General features: G+C 57.1%; 9 protein-coding genes. 6 read left to right on the top strand and 3 right to left on the bottom strand.

What is annotated here, in order from left to right:
• Positions 1–471: 471 nt before the first annotated feature.
• Both P6U28_RS00115 and P6U28_RS00120 read right to left on the bottom strand, forming a co-directional pair.
• Positions 472–1,593 (bottom strand): M20/M25/M40 family metallo-hydrolase, encoded by a 1,122-nt coding sequence (locus P6U28_RS00115; RefSeq protein WP_407121284.1) that lies wholly within the window; start codon positions 1,591–1,593, stop codon positions 472–474.
• Positions 1,487–1,867, bottom strand: a complete 381-nt coding sequence (locus P6U28_RS00120; RefSeq protein ID WP_407121286.1) for a M20/M25/M40 family metallo-hydrolase — start codon at positions 1,865–1,867, stop codon at positions 1,487–1,489. Before P6U28_RS00120 ends, P6U28_RS00115 begins: the two co-directional genes overlap by 107 nt.
• A gap of 1,167 nt (positions 1,868–3,034) precedes the next feature.
• Here P6U28_RS00120 and P6U28_RS00125 point away from each other — a divergent pair.
• Together P6U28_RS00125 and P6U28_RS00130 are read left to right on the top strand one after the other, a co-directional pair.
• Positions 3,035–4,228, top strand: coding sequence for a M24 family metallopeptidase (locus P6U28_RS00125; RefSeq protein ID WP_407121221.1), 1,194 nt, complete (start codon positions 3,035–3,037; stop codon positions 4,226–4,228).
• 144 nt (positions 4,229–4,372) lie between these two features.
• On the top strand, positions 4,373–5,425 hold the full coding sequence (locus tag P6U28_RS00130) for an extracellular solute-binding protein (RefSeq protein WP_407121223.1): 1,053 nt from the start codon (positions 4,373–4,375) through the stop codon (positions 5,423–5,425).
• Positions 5,426–5,743: 318 nt separating this feature from the next.
• On the opposite strand, the gene P6U28_RS00135 is transcribed toward P6U28_RS00130, so the two are convergent.
• Positions 5,744–6,298 (bottom strand): hypothetical protein, encoded by a 555-nt coding sequence (locus P6U28_RS00135; protein ID WP_407121224.1) that lies wholly within the window; start codon positions 6,296–6,298, stop codon positions 5,744–5,746.
• A 796-nt stretch (positions 6,299–7,094) separates the two neighbouring features.
• On the opposite strand from P6U28_RS00135, the gene P6U28_RS00140 reads away from it, so the two are divergent.
• From P6U28_RS00140 to P6U28_RS00155, 4 genes are all read left to right on the top strand, one after another.
• Positions 7,095–8,486: an FAD-dependent oxidoreductase gene (locus tag P6U28_RS00140; RefSeq protein WP_407121288.1), complete on the top strand. Its 1,392-nt coding sequence runs from the start codon at positions 7,095–7,097 to the stop codon at positions 8,484–8,486.
• A gap of 27 nt (positions 8,487–8,513) precedes the next feature.
• Positions 8,514–8,888, top strand: a complete 375-nt coding sequence (locus P6U28_RS00145) for a cupin domain-containing protein (RefSeq protein WP_407121228.1) — start codon at positions 8,514–8,516, stop codon at positions 8,886–8,888.
• A gap of 581 nt (positions 8,889–9,469) precedes the next feature.
• On the top strand, positions 9,470–10,645 hold the full coding sequence (locus tag P6U28_RS00150; protein ID WP_407121290.1) for a M24 family metallopeptidase: 1,176 nt from the start codon (positions 9,470–9,472) through the stop codon (positions 10,643–10,645).
• A 1,104-nt stretch (positions 10,646–11,749) separates the two neighbouring features.
• Positions 11,750–12,283: an aspartate/glutamate racemase family protein gene (locus P6U28_RS00155; RefSeq protein ID WP_407123170.1), complete on the top strand. Its 534-nt coding sequence runs from the start codon at positions 11,750–11,752 to the stop codon at positions 12,281–12,283.
• Positions 12,284–12,538 lie beyond the last annotated feature (255 nt).

A 12,538-nucleotide genomic window follows, 5' to 3' on the forward strand; every position in this document is an offset into this window, starting at 1 on the left:
CGCCGGGGTATCGGTGGGGCAGTGGAGAGATCCGCGGAGCTGATCGGGGCTAGCCGTCCAACGCGAGGTGGACGGCTCAGCCTAAAGGGTTAGCTATCGCTGTGGTCGCCGACGGTTGCAGTAGGCGATCCAGGTTATCATCTTACGTGCGCCTCGCCGTTCAATTGAGCAACTCATCGCGTATCCAATTTGTCTCGGCGGATCGCGGTGAGCTCGAGAGGCAATCAAACCGCGAAGTTTCCGACGTGGCCCGCTGACCGTTCCTCGGTTATTTCCTCGACAGCATTGATAACTTAGAGAAGCGGCTCCCGCCACACGTTCAGTATTGCTTCTTCGCCATCTCCTGCAAAACAGGCGGGATGCCATCCGTTGAGTACGCCAGCTCGACTCTTTAGTTCAAGAAGATCCCGCGGTTGGAACTTAGTAGTGGCGTGATCGGGTTTAGACTCGTTCCGTGTGCGACGGGGCTTTTCAGCTTGAATGGACAACTCCGCCCACCGCATCCAAGAGAGCCGCTCCAGTACGTATTCCTTTCAGAAAGCAGTCAATTTTGATGTTCTCGTTCGGTGCGTGATTGGCTTCATCGGCATTGGCATAGGGCACGACGAATGATGGTACACCCAGGATCTTCGTGAATACGTAGTCCGGCAGGGTCGCTCCGAGAGAGGGATAGATGAGGGGCTCTATGCCATGCGCAATTCGCACGGCTGACTGAACAACATTCGAAAACGGCGCATCAAGCGGCGTTCTCGATGGCGGCGTCGACTCGACGCGGACGAACTCGACGTCCGGAGCATGTCTTCTTACATGAGCCTTTATCTTGCGTAGGATGTCATCTGGATCTTGTCGCTCGACCAGACGGGCATCGCATTTAACGAACGCCTCGTGTGGTACAATCGTCTTCGATCCAGGTCCGCCATAGCCTCCGTGGAGTCCGTTGATCGTCATGGTTGGATAGAACATGAGTCTGTCTGCAAGCGGCCTGTCTGCTGGATAGTCGAGCCCCGCAAGTGCGAGGTCCCGCTTGATCTCTTCAGTATCTTGAGGCAACTGCGCTGCAGCGGCGCGCTCAATCTCTGTTGGTGCCATGACATCGTCATGAAACCCCTTGATCGTAATCTCCCCATCTGCATTCTTCATTGTCGCCAGCAACTGCACCAGCGTCCAGATAGGGTTTGGGACGATCCCACCAAAATTGCCTGAATGAACATCGCAGTTCGCAGCGCGAGCGCGTAGTTCGAATGCGGCTATGCCACGGACCCCGTATGTAATGATCGGCCGACCCGACTCGTGCAGCGGGCCGTCGGCTGTTACGACTAAGTCAGTCCTAAGTAGGTCGCGGTGCGTGCGCACGAAGTGCGCGATGTGGGGACTTCCGGTCTCCTCTTCTCCTTCCAGCACAATCAGGACGTTGCATGGTAAGCGGCCATGGACCGCCAGATGGGACTCCAGGGCTAGGAGCTGAGCGAAATGTTGGCCCTTGTTGTCACCGGCGCGCGCGCGCGTACACGCGCCCATCGCGGACCGTTGGTTCGAATGGTGGACTAATCCAGGCGTCCAACGGGTCCGGCGGCTGGACGTCATAATGACCATACAGCAGGATCGTCGGCGCTCCAGGTGCGCGTTCCCAACGTCCCATCACCACCGGGTAGCCTGACGTTAGGATCATCTGTGATTGGAGCCCCAACCGGTTCAGCATGCTCACAAGGAGTTCGGCGACCTCACCCATGCCGATCTTCTGCGCGCTAATGCTAGGGTGTCTCAGATAGTCAAGCAAGCGGTTGACGAACTGATCTCGGTTCGCATCGATATGCTCAAAGACTCTGGATAATTCAGGACGCTCGCTCTGGATAGTATTCACATTCATGGGCGGCGCTTCCGATCTGAGTCAACCAAATCAAAACTAGCCAACAATCATAGCTTTGATGATGTAGCAAATACACCTATCCGGATGACATGTTCGCAGGGACGCTGCGTTTTGGAGCTGTCAAGGATGTTCTTCCGCGCGTGGATGCGCGCGCGGAAACGTATAGCAGTTGTTGGCTGGTCATACTCGATTGCCTTTGCGTCGGCCCCGTGGCCCCCGTGTTGCGAGCGACGGCTCCGGCCCGGAGTAGTCGATATAAGTGCGCGGCGACGTTTGTTCAAAGAGCCGCGGTCGCCGAGCTCGGTGCGCACGGCTCCAGGGAGCTCATCGGGCGATCATGGATGTCCCAGCGCGGGCGCGCGCCGATCGACGCGAGCCAGAAATGAGATAAGCGACATCCATGAGAGCCAAAGCGGTCAGCGCCTTAGATCTGGCTTCTGTCCTTGAGCTTCGAGGTCGAGGTGCCCTGAATGACCCGCCGGCATCCGCCTCATTTCTCGAACGTCAATGACTACCTTCATCTTGGCATAAATCTCCAGAGTGTTTCCATCTGGCGCCTATTTTAGGCGCTAGGGTCGTCAAAAGCGGAGAAAGCGGCATCAATCTCAGCTATGGTTCCAGATATGATGCCGCAACACCCTTGCTCTCAGCTGGAATCCTCCGTCTCGAGCGGGAGGCTTCCTGCAGCATGCTGCCAAAGCCTGGGCAGGGCGCGATGTTACGTCGATACGCATTCGATCTCCTGATTGAGAGCATAATCCATGGTCGGTCGGCGCTGCAAAATACTTACTGTCCAGCTCGCATCGTTGCGCGGACAGGGTGCGGTCGGCATCTGTCGTGCGAGGTCGCTTCTTTCTTGTAACTCATGGGCTCATGACCATCGCGGTGGCTATGGCGCCGTTGAGCCTGGCTCTGCCTCCATCTCGCTTCGGGACCTGCATGCGACGGCTGTGATGGCGATCGAGGCGCGCGACGAGGTACCTCACTGCCGACCTGTTCGGGAGCCGCGATCAGCGGGCGGGTTCGTGATCGTGATGCTCGAGCGCCCATGCACGCCAGGAATCGTCCCGCTGATCCGATTCATAGAGAGCGTCTCAGCTCGGCTAGTGCATTCTTTTCGCATCGAGAGAATGACCCGGTGCGAACAAGCAGAAAGGAATTGAAAGAATGGCATCCGCGTTTCCCAAGGTGGAGTATGAACAGCGGCTGACACGCTTGCGTCGGCAAATGAATGACAAGGGTCTCTCTCTGCTGGTGGTGGTGAATCCAGCGAACCTCAACTACCTCTCTGGATACGACGCTTGGAGTTATCAAAATACCCAAGCTCTGCTCGTGCCGAGCAGTGAGCTGGAGCCCGTCTGGATCGGCCGCAGTCTCGATGTTGCAGCTGCGCACAACACAAGTTGGCTCTCAGCTGACAATATTGTCGGCTATGCCGAGTCCTATGCGGACAATAGTCCGAAACACGCGATGGAAGCGGTCGCGGGCGAGATCAATCGTCGCGGCTGGAACACCGGGCGGATCGGGTACGAGGGCGATACGTTCTTTTTCAGTCTGCGCGGATTCTTCACTCTTCAGAAGGGTATTCCCGAGGCCGAATTGGTAGACGTCGGTGTTCTGATCAATTGGCTGAGAACGATCAAGACTCCCAGCGAGATCGAGTTCATGCGCAGGGCTGGCAAGGTTGTCGACAAAGTCATGCGGGTTGCGATCGATTCGCTTCGGCCAGGAATTCGCGAAAACGATTATGCCGCGCGGATTGTCCAAGCGCAGATCGAAGGTGACGCTGACTTCGGCGCTAGTTACCCGTGTATGATTCCGTTCATTCAGACCGGAACGCATGCGGGTATAAGCCATGCTCCATGGACAACGGACGTCATTCCAGACGGCAGCATTACAGTCTTGGAATTGTCAGGGTGCTACCTCAGGTACAATGCCACGCTCGCCCGTACCATTAGCCTCGGCAAACCGAGCGACCGTCTGGTCCGCCTGGCCAACACCGTGCAGGAAGGACATGCGGCTGCGATGGCGGCGATGAAGCCCGGAGTGACGTGTCACGATGTTTGGGCTGCATGGCAAGCCGTTTTGTCACCGAGTGGCTTTAAGAAGCACTCCCGAATTGGGTACACTCTTGGTCTGAATTATACGCCGACTTGGCGCGAATATACGGCTAGTTTAGAGCCAGGAAAGGAAGATGAACTCCGGGAAGGCATGTGCTTCCACCTCCTATGCGGAATGTGGACCGGAGACGGTACAAACAAAGGCGATCCAAACTATGGGCTCAGCGAAACTGTTCTAGTGACAAAGAACGGCTGCGAGACCCTGACGAACTTTGAACGAAAGCTGTTTGCGAAGCACTGAGCCAGGGATGGCGGCGAGAAATAGCTGCTGCCATCGTACGCTTTCTGCGATCGACTGAGTTCTAACGCGTGGCGTGATTTCGTCGGGAGCGAGAGGCACGAAATCGTCATTGTTCGCTGAGGGGATAAACGAAAGGAGACCGGAATGAAGAGGCGGACTTTCTTGAAAGTCGCGACAGCGGCAGCGGCCAGTGCTCTGGCCTCACCCTACGTGCACGCTCAATCCAGGAAGTTCGCTGGTATTACGCTGCGTGTGAACGGATACGGCGGTCTTTACGATGACGCCCTCAAGAAGAGCGTAGTCGCACCGTTGGAGGAGAAGTACGGCCTAAAGGTTCAATTCAACGCCGGGATGACGGCGTCGGATCTCGTCAAACTGATCGCGAACAAGAACAATCCACCGTACGATCTGTTTCAGGCCGACAGCTCCTATATGATCGAGCTACTTAAGGCCAACATCATCGAAGAAATCAAGGTGACGGAGGTCGCAAACATCAAGCGGATCCTTCCTGGATTCCGCGAATTTGGCGAATATGGTGTGCCGTATAGCGTCGCCTCTGTCGTTCCGGTCTACAACTCAAAATACATCAAGCAGCCACTCACGTCGTACTCAGACATCGCCCGGCCCGATCTGGCCGGTCGTGCCGTCATTCCAACGGCAGACACAATCGCCAGCAGTCTTTATATACTGGGCATAGCGGAAGAAAATGGTGGCTCGATCTCGGACTTGGAGCCTGCATTCAAGATACTTGCGGCTGCGAAGCCCAACATCGTCGCGCTCGCGCAGTCGAACGTAGCCGAGGTGCAGATGTTCCAAGGCGAAGAGGCGTATGCGGGGATCTTTTGGGATGGCCGCGCCCACGAGTTGCGCACCAAGGGCGTTCCAATCGTGACCGTGGTCCCGCCCAAGGGCGTTTACGCGACGACAAGCTACTTCAATATCATCAAGGGGATGAAGTATCCGGAAGCGGCACATGCGTTCGCCGAGCAGTTGCTCTCGGACCAAGGCATGCTCGGACTACCTGACGCGCTTCGGTATGGAGTAACCACCGACGTCAAGTTGCCGGAAGATCTTAGCAATGATCTTCTGTTCAACTCAGCCGAGCGCAACAAGCTGAAAAAGACGATTGATTGGGAAAAGCTCGACGAAACGCGCAGCGCTCGGATCGAACGGATCAACAAAATTGTGAGAAGTTAAATCGGCAGGGTGCTCAATGGACTGACGGTGTTACGCCAATTCAATAAGATCGGAGTAACGTCGCTGCATAGTCAATACGTCCATATAGGTTATGAAACGACATATTGACCCAGCGGCCGTACCGGGACTTTGCTGAGGTGGGCTCAAGGTGATGGGCGCCCATGATGCGGGACGCCACAGCAACGATCTGCCCCGTTACGAACGCGAGGAAACGTCGGCGATGATTCGGCCCTTGAAGACGAAGGGCGAGGTTGCAATTCGGCCCGACACCTGATGCCTAGATCTGCCTGAAGCCTTTCCGCAAATATGATCGTGCCCTCAGGCGACAGACGCTACCGTCAACCGGCAGAGGGTCGTGATATCGTAGACGGGCAAGTTGGTCGTGCGTCGGATTGCCGGCGCGACCAGCGGGAAGGCTGTGCATTCGAACAGTATAGCCGCGATCCCTTGATGGGCCGCGCGCAGGCGCGCAACGCAGGCGGTGACATCCGCCTCAACAGCAGCCACGTCGGCCGGTGGCAATGGGCGCTTGAGGCCGTCATGCCAGTACTTGCCGCCTTCAATGCCGCCGATCACAATTCGGGCTCGCTCAGTCTCGTCGTTCACTCCGAGCAGATCCTCACTGCAATGGGTGGAGTCGTAGGTCGCGACGGCAATCTTGGCAGATTTCGGCAGCTGACGAAGCAAGGTCGGCAACAGGAGCAGGCTGGACATCGCGACGGGCACATTTACCGAGGCGGCCACCGCCTCCTGATGCCGGATAGAGAAGCCACAATCCGAGCTGATTGCAACGGCTCCACGCTCGACCAAGCGGCGAGCGGCTGCGACGTAGGCCGGCTCCAGCGTTGGATCGCCGCGGACGACGTTCTCCACCCAAGCTCCTGGGACGATTTCCGAGATGATGGGAAAGTTAAGCATGGCCGAATCCCGCATTGAGCCAGACACCGCCGGTGGGGCGGGGCCCCGGGCGGCAGCCCTCGTTCGAGAAGCAGGACTCGAGCGAGCGCGGGATCTGCGATGTCATTGCGTGATTTTCCAGCAGAAATGAAGGGCTTCGTCTTTCCTGCAACTATTATCGCATTCCCTAAGCAGGTTTTCGCTAACGTGGGCGTCTCGTAGACTGCAATTATGCGTGAGGTCGGCAGAAAGCGAACGCCGAAGCCGATTTTGGCCGGACACGCGCGACACGAGCGCGCTTCTAATAAGCTTGGGCAAGCCCACCCTCGAAGGGGCATGGCCGAGCTTCCTGGCTGCCGTTCGCCTTGCTGCTATCTATATTGCTGTCTACTAAGCCAACGCGCCTCGTGCACGGTTTTGCGGCTCCAAGCGATCCGCTCCAATAGCGACCGCCATCGTCACCTACGGCATCGCTTTCGGCACGTGCGCAAACACATAGCTGCCGGGTTGCTAAGGCTCTGCATATCGCGCCCGAAGCGCTCAGAAACAGCCGCCCCAACACAGCCAACATAAACAGGCCGCGACATTTTGGTTGTACGATCGTTCACTAACCAAATTGCGAGTCTCGCTGTCGTTCGCCCGCCTTGTGATCGAAATCTTTGTCGTTCTAGAAAGAGGTGCTGGATTTCGGCATTGAATGTCGCAGGATCGGAGAAAACCGGCCGAGAGCTTGCAGTAGTATTGGCGCAAAGATGAAAGCTGCAGGCGTGGAATGGATAATTTCTGGCTGAAACAAGCGTTCGATCGTCTCGGAAAGCCCCGGGTGCAATCATTGTCGATGCACGTCACGGCCGATGTGACGATCGTGGGCGGTGGTTATTTGGGCTTATGGACAGCAATCCAGATCAAGGAAAGCTCGCCCTCGCTCAACGTCGCCATCGTTGAGAGAAATGTGTGCGGGTCGGGCGCAAGCGGCCGCAACGGCGGATTCGTCACGAGCTACTGGGCCAAATATCTCTCGTTGCACAAGCTATGCGGTACTGAAGAAGCGGCCAGGATAGCCAAAGCGTCGGCGGAGGCGGTGCTGGAAATCGGCGCCTTTTGCCGGGAGAATGGCATCGACGCGGAGTTTCGAGCGGATGGGTGGCTATGGACCGCGACTTCGCCGCCGCAAATCGGCTGCTGGAATATCCTCATCGACGAGTTGGATAAGCACAATGTTCGGCCCTTTCAGGCTCTCGACGGTGCAGATGTTGCCCGCTTGGGGGGGACTGACCGCAACCTGGCTGGGGTGTTCGAACCGAACGCTGCCACGGTTCAGCCGGCCATTCTTGCGCTCGGTTTGCGAGATCACGCCCAAAAGCTGGGTGTGGCGATCTACGAGCACTCGCCTATGATCCGTCTAGAGCGGACCAGAACGCCAAAGGTGATAACGCCTAAAGGTTCGGTCACGAGCAAGGCCGTCGTTCTGGCCATGAACGCCTGGGGAGCCCAGTTCACCTATCTGCGACGCAAGGTCGCCATCGTGTCTAGCGACATGATCGCAACGACGGCCAGACCAGAAAAGCTAAACGAGATCGGCTTTCAAAAAGGCGTCGCGATCTGTGATTCCCGGATGTTCCTGAATTACTACCGGAATACACCGGATGGCCGTATCGTCTTCGGCAAATCGCTTGGGCATTTCGCATTCGCCGGGCGGGTCGATGATCACTACGACGGGGCCTCACCCAGAGCCGCCGAAGTTGAAGAGAGCTTCCGCAAGCTTTACCCGGCGCTCGGTGACATGGAGATCGAATCATCATGGACCGGTCCAATCGACAGATCTGTAAATGGTCTCCCGTTCTTCGGCCGCTTAGACAATCACCCGGGCATAGTGTTCGGCATCGGCTTTTCCGGTCAGGGTGTCGCGCCAACCGTTCTTGGAGGAAAGATACTGGCGTCACTTGCTCTTGACGAAGCGAACCAGTGGTCCAACTGCGGACTGGTGCGCGAGAATGTCGAGAGATTCCCGATTGAGCCTTTTCGTTATGCCGGCTCAATCGTTGTGCGCGAAGCCTTGCGTCGTAAGGAAGGTTTGGAAGATCGGGCCAGGAGACCCGACCCCCTTACGCTTGCGATCGCAAACCTTGCTCCCGTCGGCTACGTGCCTTCGAGGCGAAACTGATATTGCACAAAATAACAGGAACAGATCATGACTCCGCTTGTCCTCAAGGCTTCTGTCCACCTGACTACAGACGAACTCGACAGTATCAGCCCGGTTTCTCGCCCGATCGGTGAGCCGATCTCCATCATGCGCAGCAAGGTCGCCTTCAAGTCCTCGACGGACGCGACCAGCGCCGGCGTTTGGGAGTGTTCACCTGGAAGATGGCGCCGTCAGGTCGCCGAAGCGGAATTCTCCACTTTCATATCAGGGCGTTGCACGTTTACACCCGACGACGGCCCGACAATCTCTCTCGAAGCCGGCGACTCGATATATTTTCATCCGAACACGAATGGCGAGTGGAATATTACTGAGCCGGTTAGGAAGGTTTACGTCATTTTTCCAGCAATACACCGGCCTCTGTGATCTGCGGCCGGAATAGAGCGGTGTCACGCCAAGTCTGATGGGCTCCGACCTCTGTCGGCGACCTATCTCCGTGGCTTGCCAGGTAGAGCCCGGCATGGCTGCCGTGATCCGCAATGGAAAACGCCCACAATCACCAGACGTTTGCACTGGGCGGCCACATACATTTGCTTTGTCACTTTGGGAGAACGCTATTGCATGCCGTCGTTCGATTTAACTGCCACCAAAGAGCTTAATGTTCGTCGCTCGCAATGGCCGGTTTGGCTGCGATACATCGTGCGAGCGCGCTTATTTCTGAAGCCGCGACGGCCTCTCATGCCCGTTCGACTCGATGTCCGCACGAATGGCTCCCGTTCTGCCAAGCAGGCGCAGGGTTTCGTCCATCAGCCCCTCTACATTGACGAAATCGGGCATTCGGGGGCGATAATAATATTACCGAGACGATATCGTCGCCCGCCGAGCTGCCCCGAACTCGACAAGTGTCAGGTGTTTTGCGTTTAGCGAAGCAGGCTCTGCAATAGAGCTTTCGATGTCCTCTTCTGCCGCCCTCGCCAATCTCGACGCATCTCAATGGAGCTAAGACAATGACGATCAGCAAAGCACCGCAGGCCTTCCCTCGCACAGAGTACATGCGCCGGCTTGCCGTGGTGAAATCAGAGATGGCGCGGCGAAAAGTCGAGGCGCTCGTTGTCAGCAACAGCTCAAATCAAAACTATCTCACGGGCTATACGGCTCGGTCGGGTTATGTCCCGCAGGCCCTCGTTGTTTCGATGGACCAGGAGGAGCCGACGTTCTTGATGCGAGAAATGGACGCGCCGGCCGCACTTCATCAGACGTTCCTGGAGCACGGCAAGGTCATCGGCTATCCAGAGTCGCTTGTCGGCAACCCGAACAAGGACGGCTACGACGCGATCATCGATTTCTTGCACGAATCGGGCCTCGCAAACCGCGCTGTGGGGCTCGAGAGGGGTGTACTGTCGGCACCTGCGGTAGAGAAATTCAACACGCGCCTGCTCGACGCGACACTCGTGGATTGCACCAGTGCCGTGAACTGGATCCGAATGGTTAAATCGGAACTTGAGATATCGGTCCTGAAAGAGGCGGCCGCCATTACCGACGCCGCTGTCGCGCGCGCGGCGGAGATCTTTCGTGCGGGAGTGCGGGAGGCTGATGCGATCGCAGAAATTGTGTCGACGTTGGCGCGCGGTGCCAATGGCAAGCCCGGGACCTGGATTGCAACTCCCTATTTGTGCTCCTCGCCACGAACGGGAACGAGCCACATCACGTGGAGCGATGATGTCTTCCGCCCGGGCTCGCAGATCAATCTGGAAATCGCCGGTGTCCGTCATGGCTATACTGCCCCGATCAGCCGGACGTTCTCCATCGGCCAACCTTCCGACCGGTTACGCCGCGTACATGAGGCTCAGGCCGCGGGGCTGGAAGCTGCGCTGGCTACAATCTGCGCGGGACGCACCTGTGGTGAGGTCGCCGAGGCAGCCAATCGAGCGGTCGAGAAGTTCGGGGTCAAGAAAGAGTCCCGTTTTGGCTATCCTATCGGGATCGATTGGCAGGAGCAGACCGCCAGCATCAAGGTTGGCGACCAGACTATTCTGAAACCGAACATGACCTTTCATGTGCACCTTGGCAACTGGGCTATCGCGGAGGACTTTGGCTACGTGATCAGCGAGTGCGTGCGGGTAACTGAGTCCGGCGTCGAAGTATTGACGAATGTGCCACGAAAGCTTTTCGACCTTATCTAGTCTATGCGGGTCTTTCGGAGGCCCAGTCATCGGCTACTTGCGTCTCAACTTGCGAGTTGCGCGCTGAGCGACTGGGCGCCCCCGTTAGATCCGCTATTGTGTTTCGATCCGGCGGAAGGCCGGACAGCAAGAGATTATTGCGCGCGGTGCTGTCTTGTTCTTGACGTCATGCTACACATTGCCGCCAGCAGGTCGCCGCACCAATCGAATACCGCGGCTCAGCATCGTGTTGCGCGCGGCCATCAATCGCCGCGTTATGCGTCAGCTCGATCAATCCGGTGCACATGCGACGGATGTACGCGTGCGCCCGGCCAGCCAAAAGGAAGGAGGTTCTAAGGCGCTCTTAATCCGATTGACCTCCGATCGACTACCGACGTCTGCCGGATCAGAGCGCAGACGACAGCGACCGTATGAACTGTAGGGCATAGACTTCCAAAACCGATCTGTATGGCTCTTTCACAGGTATTCGCATTCCTCAACGGCACGCCGGGTGCGGCCATCATTCAGCTGTGTCGGCTTTGCGGACGATTTCGGTTTCGGAAGACGGCGGTAAACACGTTGCTTCTCTTGCAACGGGGAACACGCGCCGATCTCCATTTTGATCTTTTGCGTGCCTGGTCCGGTTGGGCTCTCGCTCATCGCGTCATCGAACATAATTGCGACCCAACATCTCGTGTCATCTCTGGTCGTTTAAACCGCCGGCCCGACGCCACCAGCGGGAAAACGTCATTTCTTGCCGGCAAGACGCAGGAATCCTGCCGTATGAGACCGACATCAGTTTAATTTTAGTTCGTGGGACCGTGTAGTTCTAAGACCGCCATTCTTGATCTCCCAATGTGGCGAGATCTCATGGGAGCCACCGATCGGTGGCGATACCGAGATATATTCTGCCAAACGGCAATGAGCTCATAGTTTTCACGGGAGGAAGATCGGATATGACCCAGAGCGGCGGTGCACTCGGAATATTGCAGCTACAGAATACTCCGCAGACCATGTACGGGTCGCTCAGCCATCCAGCCACTTTCCCATTTCCAACCATTTCCCCGACCTGTTCTTGGCGCTTGGAGCAAGAATGTCGTCTTTGGCCATGAAGATAGCAAATTGGTGGCCGCGTACATAAGCACGGCAAAGGATTTGGTGCGTGAGGGCGCAGTCGCGATTACAAGCAACTGTGGATTTACGCTCAAATTCCAGAGTGCAATGACCGAGGCTCTGCCGGTGCCAGTGTCGATGTCTTCCCTATTGCTCCTGCCTTATCTCATTGCGACCATCAAAGGGCGTATCGGCATCTTGACGTTCGATTCGAGGCCATTGATCGCCGATCTGCTTAAGCTCGCCGGCGTCAGGTCGAATGAGCGCGTAGCCGTCGCCGGCATTGAAAACTCAGAGACATGGAGGGTTATGTCAGAACCTGAAAACAATTGCACGGTTGAACAGCTGACAAATGATGTGCTGTCCGCTATCGCGGTGATGCGCAAACGATACGATGACATCGAGGCCATCCTCTTCGAATGCGCGGGATTTCCCATAGCGGCTCAGCAGGTTCGCGAGCAGACGAACCTGCCGGTGTTCGACGCGGTTGCCAATGCGAGGTTATTGATGAGCGGGCGCAGCATGGCAGCTCCCAAGTCGATCTAGCAGGACTGCTGCGCGCCTCCCAGCGAAGAGGGGAGAACGACAAGCCAATCCTGGCGCGAGGCATCCGGCGCCATCCCGCGTAAGGCCGACGGCTCGCTTAGTGGTTCTTAGGCTTGGCCACGAGTTGAGGGGGCTCCTGCTGGCTGCCAAGGACGTAAACCAGTCGTCGCTGGCTCAGGCACTACCGTCCACGGGCAAGGCCGGTGAGGGGGGCAACTGCTCAATCCTGGGCATGGTCGCGAAGACCGCTGGGAT

Source organism: Bradyrhizobium sp. STM 3561 (assembly GCF_045571455.1).
Taxonomy (GTDB): domain Bacteria; phylum Pseudomonadota; class Alphaproteobacteria; order Rhizobiales; family Xanthobacteraceae; genus Bradyrhizobium; species Bradyrhizobium vignae.